The sequence below is a fragment of the Novosphingobium sp. NFX11 genome, assembly GCF_057376415.1.
Genome location: NZ_CP080384.1, coordinates 3201176 through 3219867, shown reverse-complemented (window position 1 = coordinate 3219867; position 18692 = coordinate 3201176). Strand labels below are relative to the sequence as shown.

Here is an 18692-nt window from a genome sequence, read left to right as displayed (position 1 = left end):
TGCGCTTAGCACTTCGCTGAACGCGCATCAAAATGCCGGGGGATAGCGCGCTCCTGCCCACACCCGCGACATGGCCGCTATGGCCGACCCCACCTTCACTGCTGTCGATCTCTCGCGCCTGCCCGCGCCGGACATCATCGAGACGCTCGACTATGAGGCGCTGCTTTCCGAAGCCGTAGCGCGCTTCAAGGCCGAGATGGCAGCGCTCGGCGTCACGATCGAGACGCGCGACAGCGACCCGGCGATCAAGCTGCTGCAGACGTTCGCCTACCTCGCCCAGCTGCTGCGCCAGCGGGTAAACGATGCCGCCCGCGCCGTGATGCCCGCCTTCGCCGTCGAGAATGACCTCGACAACATCGCGGCCCTGTTCGGCATCGTGCGCAAGGTCATCACGCCCGCTGACGAGGCGAAGGGAACCCCCGCCGTCGTGGAAAGCGACACCGAGTTCCGCCGCCGTATGGTGCTGGCGCCCGAGGGCTTTTCCGTCGCCGGGCCGGAAGGCGCCTACCTCTTCCACGCCCTGTCCGCAGATCCCGAAGTGCTCGATGCGACCGCCACCAGCCCTTCGCCTGGCGTCGTCATCGTCTCCATCCTTTCACGCTTCGGCACCGGCGCCGCGTCCGCTCAGCTGGTTGCCGCCGTCCAGGCCTATGTCTCGGCGGACGAGCGCCGCCCGCTTACCGACTTTGTCACCGTGCAGTCCGCCGAGATCATTCAGTATGCGGTGGACTACGACCTGACGACGTACAACGGCCCCGATGGCGCCGTGGTGCTTGCTGCCTCGCTGGCCAGCGTCCGCGCCTACGTTGCGGAAAGCCACCGGGTCGGGCGCGACATCACCATGTCCGCGCTGTTCCGCGCCGCGCATGTCGAGGGCGCGCAGAATGTGCGGTTCAATTCCCCCACCGCCGATATCGCGATCTCCCGCCTGCAGGCCCCGTATTGCACCGGCGTCGTCGCGCGCCTGATGGGCACCAACGAGTGACCTATCCCTCCATCCTGCCCCCGGCATCGACGAAGCTGGAACGATCGCTCGAACAGGCTGCCGCTGTCCTACTCGACATGCCCGCGCCCGTGCGCGACGTCTGGTCGCCCACCGCCTGCCCGGCAGGGCATCTGCCTTGGCTGGCCTGGGGCCTCGCGATCAGCCACTGGAAAACCAGCTGGTCGGTCGAGCGCAAGCGCGAAGCCGTCGCGGACGCAATTCCCTACCACCGCCGCAAGGGCACCCGCCTCGCCGTCGCAGAAGTCCTGGCCGAACACCACGCGGCCTTCGAGATCGTGGAATGGCATCAAGCCAATCCGCGTCTGACGCCTCACACCTTCGAAGTTCGCGCCCCGGCAGCGCAGATCCCGGCCAGCTTCCTTACGGTCGCCAAAGCCGAAGAAATCATTGCCGACGTCGCGATCGCCAAGCCCGCCCGCGCGCACTTCGACTTCGTGCAGAACCTCGACCTCGTCGCCGGGATGTACCTTGCCGCTGGCAGCAAGGTCGGCAGCGTGGGCCGGGCCGATTACGCCGCCGGGCTGGATGAAAGCCGCGACTGGATGGCGCTGCTGCAGACCGAGGACGGCGAACCGATCGCCAACGGCGCCAGCGACACCGAATTTCTGGAGACCAACTGATGGCAGCGCTTGCCCTTCAACTGACAACGGCGGGCCTGGCCGCCGTGCGCGCGCCTGCGGGCACCGAGAAGACGGTGATCGCCAAGCTTGGCCTGACCGCGCAGCCGTTCGTGGCTGCGCCAACGCTGACTGCGCTGCCCGGCGAGTTCAAGCGGCTCGACATCCTGTCAGGTGTCGCCGCCGCGCCCACCGTGGCGCACATCACCGCCTACGACACTTCCGCCGATACGTGGAGCGCTACCGGCTTTGGCCTGTTCCTTGAGGACAACACGCTGTTCGCCAGTTTCAGCGCCGGTGCGCCGGTGCTGAGCAAGGCGGGCGTTGCCTTCGCGCTCATGGCCTTCGACATCGCCTTCAACGCCGATGTGCTGGCGCAGATCACCTTTGGCGACGCGACCTTCGTGTGGCCGCCCGCGACCGAGGCCACGCGCGGCATTGCCAAGCTGGCAACGCAGGCCCGCGTGGATGCCGCTGCCGATGGCGAGGACGATGCGCAGACGATCGTCACACCCAAGACCCTGCGGGCGCGTCTGGCGACGCTGTGGGCCGCCGTCACCGCTGCGATCGGCGCGGAAGCGCAGGCGCGCACCGCCGCCGATACCGCGCTCGATGGCCGCATCAACGCGGAGGTGACTGCGCGCGGCAATGCGGACAGTGCGCTGGGCAACCGGATTGATGGCGAGATCACCGCGCGCGGCAACGCGGATACGGCGCTCGGAGGGCGCATCGACACGCTGCAGGCTCGAACCATTTCAGGCGGCGGCCTAGTCACCGGCGGTGGCAATCTCACCGGCAATCGCACCCTCACCGTCACCGAAGCCAGTGCCGAGGAGATCACGGCAGGCACCGCTGCCGACAAGGTGGTTACGCCGCGCCGCCTGGGGCCGATCACGATGCTGCTTCAGCAGAATGGCTTCATCCGCTTCTTCGGCTTCCAGCTTGCATGGGGGCGGTTCACGGCGACCGCCAACGCCAGCACTGCCGTGGTCTTCGCACAGGAGTTCCCCAGCGCCTGCTTCTCGGCGGTGGTCAGCGGCGTCACCAACCTCGGCACCGGGTCGCAGGATAACACGCCTGCGGTGATCGTCTCGACCATCACCAAGGCCGGCTTCTCCGTCTTCAACGCCGACGATGAAAACGACGGCACCTGCTACATCGCTGTGGGGTTCTGATCATGGCCAAGATTACCGCTCTGCCCCGTCTTCCTGCTGCCGCCGCAACCGGAAACGAACTGATGCCCGTCGTCCATAGCGGCGAAACCAAGGGTGTCGCCGTGATCGACGTGGTCACGCCTGCCGCCAAGCCGTTCATGGACGGCGCGCAACTGGCGCGCGATCAGGCTGCCGACCTCGTCCTGCCGAAGAATATTTTCTTCGACCTCTTCCTTGAGGACGCCGAGGCGATTGTCGCGGCGGGCACCACCTTCAAGCTGGTCAACAGCACCACGGGCATCGCCGACGTACGCCGCCGCACCGCCACGGGCTCCGACCGGCTCTATACTGAGGCGACGGCTACGGCGCTGCGCTCCAACGATCCACTGTGGGGCGCCGGGCTGGTCGGCGCACCCACTGCGGGTACCGTGGGCGATCGTCTGGCCGGTAGCGTCACCCCGGAATCCTACGCCTATGGCGCTATCGTGGGCGATGGCACCTTGCGGCCGCTGTCCAGTCGGTATGCGACGCTGGTGGAGGCGCAGACCGTCTATCCTCACGTCACTTCGCTTAGTCAGTCGATCGACTGGGCCGCGTTCCAGGCGGCGGTGAACTCGGGCCACCTTGTGCGGACCCGCTACGCCGCAACCTACGTCTCGACTGACGAGATCACACCGCCTGCGGGCAAGGCGCTGGTCATTCGCGGCGAATGCTGGGGCTCGTACAGCACTATCCGCGCGGCGCCGGGCTTCAAGGGCTGGCTCCTGAAGCCAAGCCCCGCCTACGACATTCGCGACCTGCGCGTGATCGGGAACAGCGAGGACGGCTGTTTCCTCATCGGCTCGAATGCAAACCTCAAGGCGGGCGGCGCGCGGATCGAGCGCGTCTACATCGCCAACGCCGACATCGGCATCCACTTCGACACGCTGTGGGAGCACCCTTGGGGGCTCTACTACAACCAGATCATCGGCGTGAACTTTCGGACAGGCGGCATCAACCTCGGGGGCGTCACCGGGGAAGCGTCGTCTGGCGAGAGCGCGTGGTCGATGGACAACATTAACATCAACGGCGCACCCGACGGCACCGGTATCGCCGCGATCGATGTTGTCGTGACCGCGAATAGCCCCGACACGACGCACGATCTCGTGACTTGGAACAATGCCGTCACGCCCTTCTACGGCTGGTGCGTGATGCGATCAGCCGATGGCGCGACGGGCTGGCATGTACCGCCGAACTGGGCGTCGCATGCCTACACGTCAGGATCGTTCAGCGCTCAGAAGACTGCGGGCGAAACGTGGGTCTACGCCGTCGTTCGCATGACGATCGGCGCCAACCTGCGGCGCGGCAAGACGGTCGCGATCGGCGTCGTTCAATCCGAATACTTCGGCGTCGGCGTGGCCTATCGCAACGGCTTTTCCGCCGCCATCCAGCAGTTCTACGCCGAGACGCGCGACCGCGTGCCGCCGCTGTCGCAGTATGCGGGCATCATCGCCTCGGGCGGCAACCTGTCGGTCGGCGGCGGATGGGTCGAGCAGTACGGCTATGGCGCGATCTCCACCAGCAACGGCAACCTCAATATGCTGGGGGCCGCCTGCGCGCGAACAACTGCAAATGGGGGCCTGTAGGGATCGGGGGTTCCACCCAGCAGACAATCATTCACGCGATCCTCGACGCCACCGGCACCACGCCCAGCAAGCTGGTGGCGCTGGCGGGATCGGCGTTCGGCTACATCCGCGCCGGGTACGAGCGGGACAGCGCGGGCACCTCCATGCGGCACTATGTGGATGGGATCGAGGGCGCTGCGTTGGAGGTGCGCAATCGCGGCACCACCGTCGCCCGCCTGTTCGCAAATGCCGCGCGAGAGGGCGTGGTCGAGGCGCATCGCGGCAACTTCACCCTGCCATCCAAGACGCTGACGCCGCTGCTGGCCAACGTCGCTCAAACCACGGCTCTGACGCCCGGTGCCGCCACCGCCTGCCTGACGATCTCGGGCCTAACGAACAACACGTTCGCCGGGCTTGTGCTGCGCTACACGATCGGCATCCTCAGCAACACGGTCAGGCGCCAGACGGTCAGCGGCACCATCGAGATCGCGCTGGTGGAAACTGCGGGCACCGGCGTCACGGCCGCCGTCGTTGCCACGCCTGCAGCCAAGGCCATCCAGGCAGCATCGATCGCCAACGACCCCGCGTTTACCGTCTCGGTCAGCGCCGGGGTCGTGACCATCTCCTGCAACCTCGCGACTGCGCTGGGCACGCCCGCCGCCTCGATCGCCTTCAACTTCGTCTCGGTCGAGGGCAGCGGCGGCGCCGCGCTCTCGGTCACCCAGCTCTAAACGTCACCGGAGTGCCCGCATGCCTGAAGAAGAGAACCTCGTCCTCGTCGACCACATCCAGAACGCGCTGAACGCGGCGTGCAACGCCGGTGACGATGCGCTCTCCAGCCTGCTGGAACAGGCGCTCATTCTGGCAAGTGCCCCAAGCCCGGCGGCTGAGGCCGAAAGCTGACGATATCGGCGCTTCACGGCGCCGCTCTGCCCCTGTACGGAAGGGGGCCTCGGATGTTCCCGCATCTCGAAACCAGCGAGCCTGCACTCGCACTCTACGGGCAGCGCGCCTGCCCCGTTCAAGTACCCTTCCGCGCTCAGGCGCGGGAGGGTACATCATGCAGGAAATCCAACATGTCTACCCCTTTTGTTCTCGTACCCCCCACCGCGCCTGTCGCCGGTTACATTGGCGGAAAGCGCAACCTTTCCAAGCGCATCTGCGCCATCATCGAACGCACGCCGCACTCCAGCTATGCGGAGCCTTTCGTGGGCATGGGCGGCATCTTTCTGCGTCGCCGCAGCCGCCCGCGCGCAGAGGCGATCAACGACATTTCCGGCGACGTCGTGACCCTGTTCCGCTGCCTGGCAGAGCACTACCCCTACCTTGTCGACATGCTGCGATTCCGCGTGGCAAGCCGGGCCGAGTTCGAACGGCTGCTGGCGCAGGATCCCGAACGCCTGACCGACCTGCAGCGCGCCGTCCGCTTCCTCTACGTGCAGCGCCTGGCCTTCGGTGGCAAGGTTAGTGGCCGCGCCTTCGGTGTCAGCGCCCGCAATCCCTCGCGCTTCGAAGTCGGCAAGCTGGAGCCAATGCTGGCGGATCTGCACGATCGCCTACAGTCCGTCGTTATCGAGCGCTTGCCCTATGCCGACTTCATCCGCCGCTATGACCACGAAGGCGCGCTGTTTTACCTCGATCCGCCCTATTGGGCCTGCGAGAAGGATTACGGCCCCGGCGTCTTCAGCCGCGACGACTTCGCCGCGCTGGCGGCCCAGCTGGCGGGCATCAAGGGCAAGTTCCTCATGTCGCTGAACGACAATGAGGGCGTGCGGGATACCTTCCGCAACTTCAAGGTGGCCGCGATCGATACGACCTATCAGATCGGCGCCAAGTGCCGTTCAGCAGGAGAAGTTCTGATCAGCAACTTCACCCTGCCCGCCAACGACAACTGACGGTGCTCGGGCTGCATTTTGCTGAGCGATGAGCGAAGTGCAGCCCCGCGAAAGCTGCTGAACTGCGCGCCATGGTCGGACCATGGCGCGCACTGCAGACATCGAACATCTCACCGGCGAGGTAATCCAGCTGGGCACCGTCGCATCGGTCGATCACGGCGATGCGACGTGCACGGTGGAAATGGGCGACCTCGTCACCGGCAGCCTGCCCTGGCTGGCGTGGCGCGCTGGGCGCGTGAAGATCTGGGCACCGCCTTCATCCGGCGAACAATGCGCGGTGCTTTCGCCCGAGGGCGACCTCGCCAACGGCCTGGTGCTGCCGGGCCTGTGGTCTGATGGGAACCCTGCGCCCTCATCCGATCCTGACCTGTTCCTGATCGAGTTCGATGACGGCGCGGAGATCTCCTATCACTTCGCGACGGGCAAACTGACGGTCACCCTGCCCGCTGGTGGCACCGCCGACGTAACCGCCCCTGGCGGCCTGACGATCAACGCCGACGTCACCATAAACGGCAACGTCACGATCGAGGGCAAGGCCGAAGCCTCGCAAGACGTCGTCGGCGGTGGCATCAGCCTCAAGGGCCACAAGCACACCGGCGTCCAGGCAGGCGGCGCGCAGAGCGGAGGCCCGGTCTGATGGCTGGCATGTCCCGCACCGGCGGCACCGCGCTCGATGGCGTCGAGCATATCGCGCAGTCCGTCCGCGACATCCTCGGAACGCCGATAGGCACTCGCCCCGCCCGCCGCGACTATGGCTCCGAAGTCCCGCGCCTGATCGATCAGCCCCTGAACCCCGCCAACGTGCTGCGGATCTTCGCCGCGTCCGCGCTGGCGCTGTCACGCTGGGAAGATCGCCTGCGCCTCACCCGCGTCAGCCTTGCCGCCGGTTCCCGTCCAGGCGCCGCCACCGTCGTCATCGAAGGCGACCGCACGGACACCGCCGTCCCTTCCACCGCCCGCATCGCTACCTCGCTCTAACAAGGATCCACACATGGCCTTCAAGCATGGAATCACCGTCACCGAGATCACCAGCGGCGCCCGAACGCTGACGGCGATCTCCACCGCCATCATCGGCCTCGTCGCCACCGCCGCCGACGCGGACGCCGCCACCTTCCCGCTCGACAGGCCGGTACTGATCGCGGACATCGACGCCGCGATCGGCAAGGCCGGTGTCGATGGCACCCTTGCCCGGTCGCTGCGCGCCATTGCCGACCAGGCGCGCCCCATCCTTGTCGTCGTGCGCGTCGAGGAAGGCGCCACGGATGCGGAGACCGCCAGCAACGTCATCGGCACCGTCACCGCCGAAGGCTTGAAGACCGGCATGCAGGCGCTGCTCGATGCCAAGTCGCTGCTGGGCGTAAAGCCCAAGATCCTCGGCACCCCCGGCCTCGAAACGCAGGCGGTCACCGCCGCGCTTGTCGTGGTGGCGCAGAAGCTGCGCGGCTTCGGCTATGCCCGCGTCATCGGCGCCACCATGGCGGAGCGCACCGCCTATCGCGCCAACTTCAGCGCGCGCGAACTGATGCTGCTGGCGCCGGATTTCCTTGCCTGGGATGTTGAAGCCGACGCTGCAGTCACCAGCTTTGCTGCCGCCCGCGCCATGGGCCTGCGCGCCCAGATCGACGAGACCACCGGCCCACACAAGTCGCTGTCGAATGTCGTGGTCAACGGCGTCGTCGGCGTCAGCGAACCGATCCGCTGGGATATCGAGGATCAGACCACCGAAGCGGCGCTGCTCAACGCATCCGAGATCACCGCGCTCGTGCGCAGTGATGCCGGGTTCATCTTCTGGGGCAACCGCACTACGGCAGAGCCGGAAAGCGACTTCGTCTTCGAAGGCACCGTGCGCGTCGCCCAGCTGCTGACCGATACGATGATCCAGGGCATGCAGTGGGCCAACGACAAGCCGCTGACGCCCAGCCTCGCCAAGGACATCATCGAGACCATCAACGGCCTTGGCCGCAAGCTGAAGGCCTCGGGCGTCGTGCTCGGCTTCCGCTGCTGGTTCGACGAGGCGAACAACGACGTCACCGCCCTGCGCGCTGGCAAGCTGCGCATCGAGTACGAATACACCGTGCCGCCCCCGCTCGAAGACCTCGGCTTCAACCAGCGCATCACCGACAGCTACTTCGCGGACTTCGCCGCCCAGCTGACCGAGGACGTCTGATCCGTGCCGGGCGGCCCCGGTCGCCCGGTCCCCTTTCTTTCCGATCACAGGAGACCACCATGGGAATGCCACGCACCCTCAAGGACATGATGATGTTCAACGAGGGCCTCGATTATCGCGGCGACGCCAAGACCGTCACCCTTCCCACCCTAACGCGCAAGATGGAAGGCTATCGCGGCGCCGGGATGAGCGGCGAACTCCAGATGGACATGGGCCAGGAGGCGATGGAATCGAAGATCGTCTGCGGCGGCCCGATGCGCCAGGTGCTGCGCCAGTGGGGCACCCCCACCGTGGACGGCGTCTACATCCGCTTCGTCGGCAACTACCAGGCCGATGATACCGCCGACATCGACAACGTCGAAGTCATCATGCGCGGTCGCTTCTCCGAGGTCGAGATGGGTGATCAGGAAGTGGGCGAGGCGACCGAGTTCACCGCCACCATGGCCGTCGCCTACTACAAGCTGGTCTGGAACGGTCGCACCGAACTGGAAATCGATCCGCTCAACATGATCGAGATCGTCGATGGCGTGGACCTTCTGGCCGAACGCCGCGCCCTCCTCGGCGTCTTTTGATGCCCCGGCCCGGCCACGCGCCGGGCCATCCCCCTTTCGTCTGACCCCGGAGTTCATCATGTCCGACCTTACCGTTTCCACCCCGCGCCCCGACGTCGCCACTGTCACCCTCGACACGCCGATCGTGCGCGGCGAGGACAAGATCACCTCCCTGCAGCTGCGCAAACCCAAGGGCCGCGCGCTCAAGGGCCTCTCGCTTGTCGATCTCGGCCAGCTGAAGGTCGATGCCCTGCATGTGATCCTGCCGCGCATCACCACGCCCACGCTCACCCCTGCGGAAGCCATCGACATGGACCCGGCGGACCTGCTGGCCTGCGGCGCGGAGATCGGCAGTTTTTTGCTGCAGAAGTCGCAGCGCACGGATGCCCTCGATCTGTAGACGACGCGATGGCCGATCTGGCGGTCGTGTTCCACTGGCCGCCAGCTGCGATGGAAGACATGGACCTTTCGGAGATCATGGCCTGGCGCAAGCAGGCCGAGCGCCGATCGCGTCCACCTGACACCCCCGGAAAGAAGTAATGGCGGACAAGAACCTGCGGCTTCAGGTCATCCTTGAGGGACTGGACCGGCTGACCTCCCCTTGAAGTCGATCACCGGCGCGTCGTCCGCCGCGCGCCGGGATCTGGCCAAGACCGGGGATGAACTCAAAGCGCTGGGCGCGCTGCAAAAGCAGATCGGCAGCTACAAGGCGCGCGAGACCGCGTTTGGCGCCGATACCCGCAACCTGGAAGAGACCCGCGCCCATATGGCCCAGCTGCGCGCGCAGATGGATGCCACCGACGCGCCCACCAAGAAGCTGGCGGCAGACTTCGCCAAGGCCGAGAAACAGGCCGCAGCGCTGACGGCGCGGCTCGATGCGGGCGGTGCCGAACTGCAGCAGCTGTCCGCCAAGCTGTCTGCCGCCGGGATCGATGTGACGGACCTCGCCCGCCATGAGGATCGTCTGACCGCAAAGACGGAAGAGGCGAACCGCGCGCTGCGCCAGCAGACCGCCGCGCTGGAAAAGGTCAATCAGGCCAAGCGCAACTCGGACAAGCTGTCTGACATCAGCGCCAAGGCAACCGGCGCGGGCCTTGCCATGACGGGAGCGGGCATAGCTACGGCGGCTCCGGTGGTAACCGCGGTGAAACAGGCGATGACGCTCGAAAGCGCGATGGCCGACGTCTCCAAGGTCACCAACATGAAGGCCGGAGCGGTCGCGCAGATGTCGAACGACTTTCTCGACATGAGCGAGAAGATCCCGATGGCTGCTCACGAACTGGCGACCATTGCCGCTGCAGCTGGCGCCGCCGGTGTCGGCATGGACAAGTTCGGCAAGCCGATGCGCGATCAGCGCCAGCAGCTGCTGGAGTTCACCAACGACGCGGCAGAAATGGGCGTCGCCTTCGATATGACCGCCGACCAGGCGGGAGAGGCAATGGCGAAGTGGCGCACTGCCTTCGAACTGCCGCAGGCGGGCGTTCGTGCCCTGGGCGATGGCGTCAACGCGCTGACCAACCGCTTCGGCGGCAAGGCCGCGAACGTCACCGACATCATCACCCGCATCGGCCCGCTGGGCAAGGTGGCCGGGCTTGCCGCGCCTGAAATCGCCGCGCTTGGCTCGACCCTCGATTCCATCGGCATCCCCAGCGAAGTTGCCGCCACCGGCATCAAGAACACGATGCTGGCGCTGACCAAGGGCGAGGCCGCCACCAAAGGCCAGCAGGCCGCCTTTGAATCGCTGGGCCTTAGCGCCACCGATGTCGCCAAGCGGATGCAGACCGACGCGACCGGCGCGATCACCGACGTCATGGAGCGCATCGGCAAGCTGGACGGCGACAAGCAGGCCGGGATCCTCACCCAGCTGTTCGGCTCGGAAAGCGTGGCGGCGATCGCGCCGATGCTGACCAACCTCGACGGGCTGAAACAGCGTCTGGATCTGGTTGGTAATGCCAGCGAGATCGCAGACTCGATGCATGGCGAGTTCCTCAACCGCGTCGCCACCACCGAAGGCGCGACGGGGCTTGCCACCAATGCCCTGTCCGGCCTCAACATCACCATGGGCAAGGCCTTGCTCCCCACCGTGGTCAAGGTGGCGGGACTGGTCCAGCGGACGGCCAGCGCGATGCGCGGATGGGCGCAGGAGAACCCGGTGCTGGCCAAGGGCATCATGATCTTCCTGGCCGCAGGTGCAGGCCTGCTGATCCTGCTGGGCGGCCTTGCGCTGGCCTTCGCCGCGCTGACCGCTGCCGCCGCGCCGCTGGGCATCAGCCTGCTGCCGCTCCTCGCCATCGTCGCCGCCATCGCTGCGGTGGCCGCTGCCGCGTACCTGATCTATGCCAACTGGGGCGCAATCGCCGCATGGTTCGGAGGCCTCTGGGAACAGGTGAAGGCCTTCTTCGCGGGCGCCCTCGCCTTCATCGTCAGGGCGTTCCTGAACTTCACGCCGCTCGGGCTGATGATCCAGGCTTTCGCCCCGGTGCTGGGATACTTGCGCGGCCTCAACTTCGCAGAAATCGGCCGGAACCTGATCCAAGGGCTGATCAACGGTATCGTCGGCATGCTCGGCACCCTCAAGTCCACCATCACCAGCACCGCCACCTCGATCGCCAACTGGTTCAAGGCCAAGCTGGGCATCCATTCCCCCTCGCGCGTGTTCGCCGGGTTGGGCGGCTTCGTCATGGCTGGCCTCGATCAGGGGCTTGCAGCCAATACCTCCGGCCCGATCGCGCGCATCACCGACCTGTCCGGCCAGATGACGCGCGCGCTGGCGGTCGGGGCCGGGGGCGCGGCAATGGCCGCTGCCGTTCCGGCTGCAGCTGCCGGCAGTCCCGCAGGTGCGCCTGCCGCCGCCGTCTCTGCGGCAGGCAATACCTACAACCTGCATTTCCACGACGTCGGCTCGAACCCGCAGGACATCGAAGACGCGGTGCGCCGCGCGATCGAGCGGATTGAGAACGAGAAGCGTGGTCGCGGCTTTGGCGACGAGGGGTTTGATCCATGCACCTGATGGCCCTCGGCATGTTCCTCTTCGAACTCGGCTCCCTACCTTTCGACGAACTGCAGCGCCGCATGGACTGGCGCCACGCCCGCTCCCCGCGCATCGGCGCCCGCGACGCCACGCAGTTCGTCGGGCCGGGTGACGAAACGGTCAGTCTTTCCGGCGCGGTCTATGCCGAACTGTCGAACGGCAGCGTCTCGCTCGACGATCTGCGCGCCATGGCGAACACCGGCGAGGCATGGCCGCTGGTTGCCGGAAGCGGGCGCGTCTACGGCAACTTCGTCATCACCGCGATCGACGAACGGCAGGCCTATCTCCTGCCGGACGGCACCGCGCGCCGGATCGACTTCGGCATCGATCTGCTGGGCGTCGATGATCCCGCCGCGCTGGCTTCGCAGCAGGCCGACGCATGAACCGCGCGGTGAACAACATCCCTGACTGGCGGGTGACAATGGACGGGCAGGATCTGTCCGACCGCATCCGCCCGCGCCTGGTATCACTCACCCTCTCGGAAAAGCGCGGGGACGAGGCCGATCAGCTGGACATCGTGCTGAGCGATCACGACGGCATGCTGGGCATTCCGCCCGAAGGCGCCGTGCTCTATTTGCAGCTGGGCTGGAAGCAGGGCCGCGACGTCACACCGGGGCTGATCGACAAGGGCAGCTTCAAGGTCGACGACGTCAGCCATTCCGGCCCGCCTGACCAGATCGTCGGCCGTGAACAATGCGATGTTCGTTTCGGCGACGGGTAGATTGCGTCCGAATGTGCCGTGAGGGGTTTATCGAACTGGTACGCTGCTTTCAGGCAGCGCCCATTTCGGGCAGGACTGGGGATAGCCAGGCGGCGATGAGGGCGCGCAAAAGCGCAGTCAGCCATGCGACGAGCAACCTGAGATTGTGCCCCGCGGCGACCAGGATGGCGTTGATGGCATCGCCGGTGGCACCGGCGAGGTGATTGCGCTCGAGCAGGCCATCGGACTTGGTGTGACCGATGATCGGTTCGATGGCATTTCGTCGCCTGAGCTCGCGCTTGATCGTGGGTGAGGTGATCCCGCGGGTGTGGGCGATATAGACCCTGGCCTGCCCGCCATGCTTGTGCCCCTTGTAGCCGCGATCGACATAAGCCCGCTCAACGGTGACGCCGGTCAGGCGCTCGACTTGCTCGATCTGCCCGGACAGGGTGTGGCCATCATAGGGGTTGCCGGGCAACGCCTGCATGCCGACGATGAACTGGCCGCCGGCGGTGCGGGCGTTTGTCACCGCGATCGAGGTCTTTACCCCGAACTCGTAGCGGGTCCGCGCCTTGCCCTTGGCGATGCATTCCACCTCGGGCGCGTGCAGGGCATAAAGCTTGTCCGTGCTGCCAGCCTTCTGGGTGAGGATCTTCGCCACCCGCTCGCGGACGACGGCAAAGGCGGCCTCGAGTTCCTCATTTCCGGCGATCTTGCGGCCGATGTCGCGGTCGAGCCGGCCCAGCCAGGTGCGAAGTTTGCGCACCCAACGCATCGCCTGCTTGTGACCGCGCCCGTGGATCAGCCGGGAGACATCGCGCCGAGCCTGGCGGCCCACCCGCAGGAATGACTGGCGCAGCTTGATACCGTGCTTGCGGGCAATCCGGTTCAGCCACTCGATGCCGCGTTGCAGCAGGTGGCTGTCGGTGGGATGGGCAATCGCCTTGGTCTGTACAGTCGTGTCCACCGTCACCCGCTCGCAGGCCTGCGGCGGCATTGCCCTTGTTTCCATCGCCACGCGCAGCGTCTCGGCGAGCAGAAGTTCCAACTTGTCGGCCCCGATCCGGTTCCGCCAGCGCGTCATCGACGAGCGATCCAGTGGCAGCTTGTGGCGGAAGTACTGCTCGCCGCAAAAGAATTGGTGGTACGGGTTCTCGACCCAGCGGGCGCAGACGGCTTCGTCCGACAGGCCCTCCATGTGCTTGAGCAGGTGCAGGCCTGCCATTAGCCGCGTCGACAGCCCAGGGCGGCCTTTCTCATGGTAGAACCGTCCATAGGCCACATCGAACCGTGACCAGTCGATCAGCCCCGCCAATTTCACCAGCGCGTGTTCCATGTCGACCATGTTGTCGAGCTGACTGCGGAACAACTCGTCACTGCGCTGCGCGGGCTTCTTCGGAGGCATCGGCAAAACCTCTTCGTGTCGTCCAACTCAATGAATCACGACCCGACTTGCGAGGAAAGCCCCTACGTGCACGGGCGCGCGTAATCGCAAGCTTTTCGCCCGATTTCCCCAAAACCTTGCAAATTCGATTACTTCATATCCACCAAAACCCACGCCTCCCTGCGGGCTTCAGCGCTTTTCACAGACGACCAGATCACCATCCGCGCCCGCGCCGCCGACTTCACCAGCGAGATCCGCAATCGCCGGTCGCAAAGCTGGACCGCGACCACGCTGGGTGCCGTCCTCACAGAAGTTGCCGGGCGCAATGGCCTTGCTGCCTCCATCGCGCCCGCCATGGCGTCGATCGCGCTGCCGACCGCCACACAGAGCCGGGAAAGCGATGCCGCGTTCCTGCGCCGCCTGGGGCGCGAAAACGATGCCGTCGCCACCATCAAGGCCGGGCAGCTGATCTTCGCTCCCAAGGGCGCCGGTAAGAACGCGCAGGGCCTCGCCCTTCAAGCTCTCGCCATCCGTCGCCAGGATGGCGATCGGCACATGTGGCAGCGCCAGAAGCGCGACGGGCAGGAAGGCGCGACCGCCAGCTGGCACGATAAGAAGGCCGCGAAGCGCAAGTCGGTGACGGTGGGCAAGAGCGACGGCGCGAAGAAGCTGCGCAAGGTCTACCCTGATGAGGCCTCAGCCAAGCGCGCGGCTGCGGCGGAATCGGCTCGGATGAAGCGCGCGCCCGAGACGCTGGATCTGACGCTGGCCTTGGGCCGCCCCGATGCATATCCCGAAGGGCGAGTCGTAGTTGAAGGGTTTAAGCAGGCTATAAACGGAACCACATGGCTAATCTCAGAGGTAACCCATCGACTAGACAAAGGTAGCGGTTATAAAATAGATTTGAAGCTGGAATCTGCGCCGTTTCATTAGACGCATTCCAGACGAGGATTATCAATCACGCCCCTCAAAAGGAGCGTCACCGTAAATACTTCGAAGGCGCCGCTTTAACGTGGACTCTGGCATGTATTTCAGCATGCGAAATTCAACAATTAATTCATCAAGGTCTTTGGCAAAAGGCGCTAGCGCATTTACCGCAAGAAGCCCAATTTCTTCACTCGTCAACTGGCTTCTCAACAGATTTCCATATCGCGCCTTCTCTTTTTCAGTTAGTACAGTGTCTTCTCTTAGGCGATCTAAAATTGTGTATATGAGGCGAAAATAAGGACCAAATCCGACTTCGTTATTTTTGTGTACCTTTTCCTCGTATATTCTCCTCATCCCGTCTTTGCCCAGCCGTTTGTTACGATTTGCAGTGACCCAAAAACGCAACTCAATAAAAGCCGCTCTGATTCCCTGCTGCCCCGTGTGATTTCCAAGGTCCTTGGCCGCAAGCAAGGAAAGGCTCGACCTATTTTCAATGATGGCTTTTCTATCCCGATACTCTTCAGAGTATCTAAAAGAAATCCTCTCGCGCGCATCAGCTAACAATCTAATTAGCTCAAAGTAGGTGCTTTCAAATCGCTGGCGATGCAAGTCATTCCCTTGATCTTTTACCGCCTTTGCTTGCATGCCTAACGTTGTGAGCACTGCTGCGAAACCAAGTGCTGATACAAGCGCGTTGAACGCTCCGAACCCGTCACCCCATTCGGCCGCCTTTTGTAAATCCCATTCCACTTTTGGCGACCAATAGGTGGCAACATTTAGTGAGTTTGCGGCCCACCAATACCACCCACAGACCAACGCAACGCCTACCCCAATGGCGCTTACCCCCACCTTCAACATACACCCCCCATACTGTCCGAAATTAGTCGTCCCACACCTCATCGGGATAGAACGGCGGCTCGTCGTCGATCGGCGCAACCACATCGTTATCCGGCTCGGCCAACATGGCGCTGGTCAGATGCGGCGGCTTGCCATCGAACGACACGCGGATCCATGCGCCGAAACCGTCCGGCTTCTGGAACACCGCCTGGACATGCTCGCCCTGCAGGCGCTCCCCGAACATTCGCGCACGATCGGCGCTGATATAGCCGATCTGGACCTCCCGGCAGGAATAGACCGCAACAGCATGCCGATCAGCCGGGTTTTCGGGTTCGGCTACCAACATCACCGGTTCGCCCGCCTGACATAGCAGGATCTCGAACTGACGGTTGGAACCGTCAGCGTTGGGGTGCGCGGCGCCTACGACCGCGAACGACATGGCAGGAATCGACTGCATCGTGATAGGTCAGGTCCGGCGGAACACGCCAGCCACGCGCCCGTAGACGCGAATATCATCGGCAGAGGCTAGTTCCTCCGAAACCTGCGGATTGTCAGCCATCAGCTTGCAGCTGCCGTCCGGCAGCATGCGGACACGCTTGATCGTGCCGAAGCCGCCGTACTGCAGCGCCCAGATTGCATCCTGCCGGTTGATCGTGGTGTGCGACCGGTCGATCAGCACGATGTCGCGGTCGTTGATCGTCGGGTACATGCTGTCGCCCATTGGCTTCACGACAGACAGATGTGCCGCTGCTGAGTTCGTGAAGTTGCGCACCCAGTCTTCAGGGAGCCAGCGGTCTACCCGCTCGATCGCGTTTTCGTCGACGAAGCCCAGCCCCATGCCAAGCGACAGGTCAATTTCCTCAATCCTGATGAGGCCCATCTGCTCGGCGATCTCAGCAGGCGTCGGTGGGATGAAGGCATCTTCCGCCGGATCTGCAATTTCACCGAGGAGGTATGCGGGCGTCGTTTTGAGAGCGCGGGCGATTTTGTGAAGGTGTGTGGAGTTCGCAGACTGCCCAGTGACGACCTTTCCAATAGTCTGCTGCGTCACGCCCACTTCGCGCGCCAGCGCAGATTGGGACAAGCCCAACTCCCGCATTCTTTCTGCCACGCGCTCGCTTTTGATCATGCTGCCTAACTACAACTTTGGTTGATGGCGGAAAGGTAATTTGACGCGTTGACAACATCACAACTGTGGTTGTAGTTAGGAAGCATGACGCAGGACGTTACCCCCTTCGAGGCATTGCAAAAGGCAGTCAGCCTGGCGGGTGGCCAATCGGCCACCGCGCGCATTTGCAGTGTATCTCAGACCGCTGTGTGGAAGTGGCTGCAGAGCGGTAAACGCTTGCCTGCTGAGCATGTGTTGCCGATGGCTGCTGCGACGGGTGTGACTGCCCACCAGCTGCGCCCCGATATCTACCCCCTGTCTTTGGTTATCGAAGATCCTGACTACACCGAAGAGTGTGGACCGATCCTAATAGACAAGGTGGATCCTGTCGTTTGCGATCGCGTAGGAGAAGCGCAACGAAAGGGCGCGGCATGACAAAGCCACGCGCACCGTTGTCCTTCTCCCTCGCCATTACAACCGTCTGCGGGCGCATTGGCTGGGAAGCTGCCGCCAAGGTCACAGGGCGTTCAATCCGCACCGTGCGCCATTGGAGCGAAAGCGACAACAACGGCACTCCGACCCTCGACCAGGCAATCTCGCTTGATCGCGCTTTCGTCGAGGCCGGTGGCGACCACGGCCCTATCCTCTCCTGCTACGCACTGCAGCTGGATATCGCGATGGTTGATGCCGTTGCCTGCCGCGCGGCGCTGGCCGACGACGTTGCCCTGTTTTCCCGCGAGACCGGCGAGGCTGTCGGTCGTTGCATTCAGGCCCTCGCGCCTGGCGCTTCGCCCGCCCTCATACAGGCGGCAATCCTTGAGACCGAAGAAGCTGACGCGGTCGTTCCGCGCCTCATTGGTCGTCTGAAAGCCCTTCTCCCCGGCAATGGTGCCGGGCGCGAAGCCAATGGGGATACGAAGTAATGTCGGGGCGAAGGGTACAACTCCCACACGTCAACTGCCCGGCCTGCGGGGGCCGCGCGTTCGCACAGACCACAGGCAAGAAAAGCCTGCTGTTTCGCGAACTCTACTACGCATGCCGCAACCCGGATGCGTGTGGTCACAAGTTCGTCGTCGAAATGACGGCCACGCGGACCACCACGCCAAGCCGGTATCCTGCGCCGCTTCACAAGCTGCCGATGACGACGTGGCGCACCGCCGCGAACGATCGTGCAGCCAACGATGATGGTCCACCCGACGAACCGGAATCAAGCGCAGCCGCCACCTGAACTGACGGCTGCGCTGATCTGACTTCCTGATCCTGATGCCTTCGAACCCGGCTCGCTTCCGGGAACGCCCCAGCTTTGTCTACTCACCGGAGCCTTCTCCATGCATCTCACCAACCATAGCCACTTCGGCGCGGTGCTCCAGCAGCCCCGCCAGCGGCCGGGCTCAACACCCTCTCTTCTCGCCGCATGGCGCGATCTGTGGCGTCATCTTCCGACCGACATTCGCCGCGACGTCATCAGCCTCTTCGGTATCACCCCGATGCTCCTTGAAGCCTTCGCCCTCGCATGGGTGATGCTGCCGTGATCCAGATCGCCCAGCTGATGCGCGAAGGCCGCGACGCCGTGATTGCGGAGAAGTTCCGCGACGGTCGCCCTGCCACCAACCCTTACGGCCCGCATTCGAAGCGCCGCGTCTTCTGGCAGCGCGGCGCCGACGAAGCGCGCACCCGCGCCGATGCCGTCCTGCAGATCGGATCCTGATCC

Annotated in this window: 26 protein-coding genes; 22 read left to right on the top strand and 4 right to left on the bottom strand. The window is 64.5% G+C overall.

Going from position 1 to position 18692, the window contains the following annotated elements; genetic code table 11:
- The first annotated feature begins 79 nt into the window (after nt 1-79).
- The 16 genes from KZO24_RS16580 to KZO24_RS16505 all read left to right on the top strand — a co-directional run bounded on the left by KZO24_RS16580 (nt 80) and on the right by KZO24_RS16505 (nt 12746).
- A complete protein-coding gene (locus KZO24_RS16580; RefSeq protein ID WP_486486624.1) occupies nt 80-985 on the top strand; it encodes a baseplate assembly protein in 906 nt (301 codons plus the stop codon).
- Nucleotides 982-1626, top strand: a complete 645-nt coding sequence (locus tag KZO24_RS16575; RefSeq protein WP_486486623.1) for a phage tail protein I — start codon at nt 982-984, stop codon at nt 1624-1626. Before KZO24_RS16580 ends, KZO24_RS16575 begins: the two co-directional genes overlap by 4 nt.
- Entirely contained in the window at nt 1626-2798 is a 1173-nt protein-coding gene (locus KZO24_RS16570) for a gp53-like domain-containing protein (RefSeq protein WP_486486622.1), read from the top strand. Before KZO24_RS16575 ends, KZO24_RS16570 begins: the two co-directional genes overlap by 1 nt.
- 2 nt (nt 2799-2800) lie before the next feature.
- The gene (locus KZO24_RS16565; RefSeq protein ID WP_486486621.1) at nt 2801-4402 is read left to right on the top strand and encodes a hypothetical protein; all 1602 of its coding nucleotides are present in this window, start codon (nt 2801-2803) and stop codon (nt 4400-4402) included.
- Complete coding sequence (locus tag KZO24_RS16560) at nt 4300-5112, top strand: hypothetical protein (RefSeq protein ID WP_486486620.1); 813 nt, start codon at nt 4300-4302, stop codon at nt 5110-5112. Before KZO24_RS16565 ends, KZO24_RS16560 begins: the two co-directional genes overlap by 103 nt.
- Nucleotides 5113-5131: 19 nt before the next feature.
- Nucleotides 5132-5284 (top strand): hypothetical protein, encoded by a 153-nt coding sequence (locus KZO24_RS16555; protein ID WP_486486619.1) that lies wholly within the window; start codon nt 5132-5134, stop codon nt 5282-5284.
- A gap of 173 nt (nt 5285-5457) precedes the next feature.
- Nucleotides 5458-6276 (top strand): DNA adenine methylase, encoded by an 819-nt coding sequence (locus KZO24_RS16550; protein WP_486486618.1) that lies wholly within the window; start codon nt 5458-5460, stop codon nt 6274-6276.
- Between the two features lie 82 nt (nt 6277-6358).
- Entirely contained in the window at nt 6359-6913 is a 555-nt protein-coding gene (locus KZO24_RS16545; protein ID WP_486486617.1) for a phage baseplate assembly protein V, read from the top strand.
- Complete coding sequence (locus KZO24_RS16540) at nt 6913-7254, top strand: GPW/gp25 family protein (RefSeq protein WP_486486616.1); 342 nt, start codon at nt 6913-6915, stop codon at nt 7252-7254. The genes KZO24_RS16545 and KZO24_RS16540 overlap by 1 nt, the downstream gene beginning before the upstream one ends.
- A gap of 13 nt (nt 7255-7267) precedes the next feature.
- Nucleotides 7268-8443, top strand: a complete 1176-nt coding sequence (locus KZO24_RS16535; RefSeq protein WP_486486615.1) for a phage tail sheath subtilisin-like domain-containing protein — start codon at nt 7268-7270, stop codon at nt 8441-8443.
- Between the two features lie 59 nt (nt 8444-8502).
- Nucleotides 8503-9015 (top strand): phage major tail tube protein, encoded by a 513-nt coding sequence (locus tag KZO24_RS16530; protein WP_486486614.1) that lies wholly within the window; start codon nt 8503-8505, stop codon nt 9013-9015.
- Nucleotides 9016-9073: 58 nt separating this feature from the next.
- Nucleotides 9074-9394, top strand: coding sequence for a phage tail assembly protein (locus KZO24_RS16525; RefSeq protein ID WP_486486613.1), 321 nt, complete (start codon nt 9074-9076; stop codon nt 9392-9394).
- An 8-nt stretch (nt 9395-9402) separates the two neighbouring features.
- Nucleotides 9403-9534, top strand: a complete 132-nt coding sequence (locus KZO24_RS16520; protein ID WP_103096087.1) for a GpE family phage tail protein — start codon at nt 9403-9405, stop codon at nt 9532-9534.
- 61 nt (nt 9535-9595) lie between these two features.
- A complete protein-coding gene (locus KZO24_RS16515; RefSeq protein ID WP_486486612.1) occupies nt 9596-12004 on the top strand; it encodes a phage tail tape measure protein in 2409 nt (802 codons plus the stop codon).
- A complete protein-coding gene (locus KZO24_RS16510; RefSeq protein ID WP_486486611.1) occupies nt 11995-12408 on the top strand; it encodes a phage tail protein in 414 nt (137 codons plus the stop codon). Before KZO24_RS16515 ends, KZO24_RS16510 begins: the two co-directional genes overlap by 10 nt.
- Nucleotides 12405-12746 (top strand): hypothetical protein, encoded by a 342-nt coding sequence (locus tag KZO24_RS16505; protein WP_486486610.1) that lies wholly within the window; start codon nt 12405-12407, stop codon nt 12744-12746. Before KZO24_RS16510 ends, KZO24_RS16505 begins: the two co-directional genes overlap by 4 nt.
- Before the next feature lie 49 nt (nt 12747-12795).
- Here KZO24_RS16505 and KZO24_RS16500 read toward each other — a convergent pair whose 3' ends face one another.
- A complete protein-coding gene (locus KZO24_RS16500; protein ID WP_486486609.1) occupies nt 12796-14130 on the bottom strand; it encodes an IS5 family transposase in 1335 nt (444 codons plus the stop codon).
- Between the two features lie 102 nt (nt 14131-14232).
- On the opposite strand from KZO24_RS16500, the gene KZO24_RS16495 reads away from it, so the two are divergent.
- Complete coding sequence (locus tag KZO24_RS16495) at nt 14233-15042, top strand: contractile injection system protein, VgrG/Pvc8 family (protein WP_486487188.1); 810 nt, start codon at nt 14233-14235, stop codon at nt 15040-15042.
- A gap of 21 nt (nt 15043-15063) precedes the next feature.
- Here the strand turns inward: KZO24_RS16495 and KZO24_RS16490 are convergent, their stop codons facing one another.
- From KZO24_RS16490 to KZO24_RS16480, 3 genes are read right to left on the bottom strand one after another with little or no spacing between them, the layout of a single operon-like run.
- The gene (locus KZO24_RS16490) at nt 15064-15894 is read right to left on the bottom strand and encodes a putative phage abortive infection protein (protein ID WP_486486608.1); all 831 of its coding nucleotides are present in this window, start codon (nt 15892-15894) and stop codon (nt 15064-15066) included.
- Nucleotides 15895-15916: 22 nt separating this feature from the next.
- On the bottom strand, nt 15917-16312 hold the full coding sequence (locus tag KZO24_RS16485) for an HIRAN domain-containing protein (protein ID WP_486486607.1): 396 nt from the start codon (nt 16310-16312) through the stop codon (nt 15917-15919).
- A 27-nt stretch (nt 16313-16339) separates the two neighbouring features.
- On the bottom strand, nt 16340-17002 hold the full coding sequence (locus KZO24_RS16480; RefSeq protein WP_486486606.1) for an XRE family transcriptional regulator: 663 nt from the start codon (nt 17000-17002) through the stop codon (nt 16340-16342).
- 84 nt (nt 17003-17086) lie between these two features.
- Here KZO24_RS16480 and KZO24_RS16475 point away from each other — a divergent pair, with 84 nt between their 5' ends.
- The 5 genes from KZO24_RS16475 (at nt 17087) to KZO24_RS16455 (ending at nt 18689) form a co-directional block, all read left to right on the top strand.
- On the top strand, nt 17087-17416 hold the full coding sequence (locus KZO24_RS16475) for a YdaS family helix-turn-helix protein (protein WP_486486605.1): 330 nt from the start codon (nt 17087-17089) through the stop codon (nt 17414-17416).
- Entirely contained in the window at nt 17413-17904 is a 492-nt protein-coding gene (locus tag KZO24_RS16470; RefSeq protein WP_486486604.1) for a hypothetical protein, read from the top strand. The genes KZO24_RS16475 and KZO24_RS16470 overlap by 4 nt, the downstream gene beginning before the upstream one ends.
- A complete protein-coding gene (locus tag KZO24_RS16465) occupies nt 17904-18209 on the top strand; it encodes an Ogr/Delta-like zinc finger protein (RefSeq protein ID WP_486486603.1) in 306 nt (101 codons plus the stop codon). Before KZO24_RS16470 ends, KZO24_RS16465 begins: the two co-directional genes overlap by 1 nt.
- A gap of 100 nt (nt 18210-18309) precedes the next feature.
- Nucleotides 18310-18513 carry a hypothetical protein gene (locus tag KZO24_RS16460; protein WP_486486602.1) on the top strand — a complete coding sequence of 68 codons (204 nt, stop codon included), beginning with the start codon at nt 18310-18312 and terminating at the stop codon, nt 18511-18513.
- Nucleotides 18510-18689, top strand: coding sequence for a hypothetical protein (locus tag KZO24_RS16455; protein WP_486486601.1), 180 nt, complete (start codon nt 18510-18512; stop codon nt 18687-18689). The genes KZO24_RS16460 and KZO24_RS16455 overlap by 4 nt, the downstream gene beginning before the upstream one ends.
- Nucleotides 18690-18692 lie beyond the last annotated feature (3 nt).

Bases quoted from the DNA above. Each gene is read 5' to 3' on its own strand.
- KZO24_RS16580 (WP_486486624.1), top strand. From the start codon at position 80: ATGGCCGACCCCACCTTCACTGCTGTCGATCTCTCGCGCCTGCCCGCG.
- KZO24_RS16570 (WP_486486622.1), top strand. From the start codon at position 1,626: ATGGCAGCGCTTGCCCTTCAACTGACAACGGCGGGCCTGGCCGCCGTG.
- KZO24_RS16565 (WP_486486621.1), top strand. From the start codon at position 2,801: ATGGCCAAGATTACCGCTCTGCCCCGTCTTCCTGCTGCCGCCGCAACC.
- KZO24_RS16560 (WP_486486620.1), top strand. From the start codon at position 4,300: ATGGGTCGAGCAGTACGGCTATGGCGCGATCTCCACCAGCAACGGCAA.
- KZO24_RS16555 (WP_486486619.1), top strand. From the start codon at position 5,132: ATGCCTGAAGAAGAGAACCTCGTCCTCGTCGACCACATCCAGAACGCG.
- KZO24_RS16550 (WP_486486618.1), top strand. From the start codon at position 5,458: ATGTCTACCCCTTTTGTTCTCGTACCCCCCACCGCGCCTGTCGCCGGT.
- KZO24_RS16545 (WP_486486617.1), top strand. From the start codon at position 6,359: ATGGCGCGCACTGCAGACATCGAACATCTCACCGGCGAGGTAATCCAG.
- KZO24_RS16540 (WP_486486616.1), top strand. From the start codon at position 6,913: ATGGCTGGCATGTCCCGCACCGGCGGCACCGCGCTCGATGGCGTCGAG.
- KZO24_RS16535 (WP_486486615.1), top strand. From the start codon at position 7,268: ATGGCCTTCAAGCATGGAATCACCGTCACCGAGATCACCAGCGGCGCC.
- KZO24_RS16530 (WP_486486614.1), top strand. From the start codon at position 8,503: ATGGGAATGCCACGCACCCTCAAGGACATGATGATGTTCAACGAGGGC.
- KZO24_RS16525 (WP_486486613.1), top strand. From the start codon at position 9,074: ATGTCCGACCTTACCGTTTCCACCCCGCGCCCCGACGTCGCCACTGTC.
- KZO24_RS16520 (WP_103096087.1), top strand. From the start codon at position 9,403: ATGGCCGATCTGGCGGTCGTGTTCCACTGGCCGCCAGCTGCGATGGAA.
- KZO24_RS16510 (WP_486486611.1), top strand. From the start codon at position 11,995: ATGCACCTGATGGCCCTCGGCATGTTCCTCTTCGAACTCGGCTCCCTA.
- KZO24_RS16505 (WP_486486610.1), top strand. From the start codon at position 12,405: ATGAACCGCGCGGTGAACAACATCCCTGACTGGCGGGTGACAATGGAC.
- KZO24_RS16500 (WP_486486609.1), bottom strand. From the start codon at position 14,130: ATGCCTCCGAAGAAGCCCGCGCAGCGCAGTGACGAGTTGTTCCGCAGT.
- KZO24_RS16490 (WP_486486608.1), bottom strand. From the start codon at position 15,894: ATGTTGAAGGTGGGGGTAAGCGCCATTGGGGTAGGCGTTGCGTTGGTC.
- KZO24_RS16485 (WP_486486607.1), bottom strand. From the start codon at position 16,312: ATGTCGTTCGCGGTCGTAGGCGCCGCGCACCCCAACGCTGACGGTTCC.
- KZO24_RS16480 (WP_486486606.1), bottom strand. From the start codon at position 17,002: ATGATCAAAAGCGAGCGCGTGGCAGAAAGAATGCGGGAGTTGGGCTTG.
- KZO24_RS16475 (WP_486486605.1), top strand. From the start codon at position 17,087: ATGACGCAGGACGTTACCCCCTTCGAGGCATTGCAAAAGGCAGTCAGC.
- KZO24_RS16470 (WP_486486604.1), top strand. From the start codon at position 17,413: ATGACAAAGCCACGCGCACCGTTGTCCTTCTCCCTCGCCATTACAACC.
- KZO24_RS16465 (WP_486486603.1), top strand. From the start codon at position 17,904: ATGTCGGGGCGAAGGGTACAACTCCCACACGTCAACTGCCCGGCCTGC.
- KZO24_RS16460 (WP_486486602.1), top strand. From the start codon at position 18,310: ATGCATCTCACCAACCATAGCCACTTCGGCGCGGTGCTCCAGCAGCCC.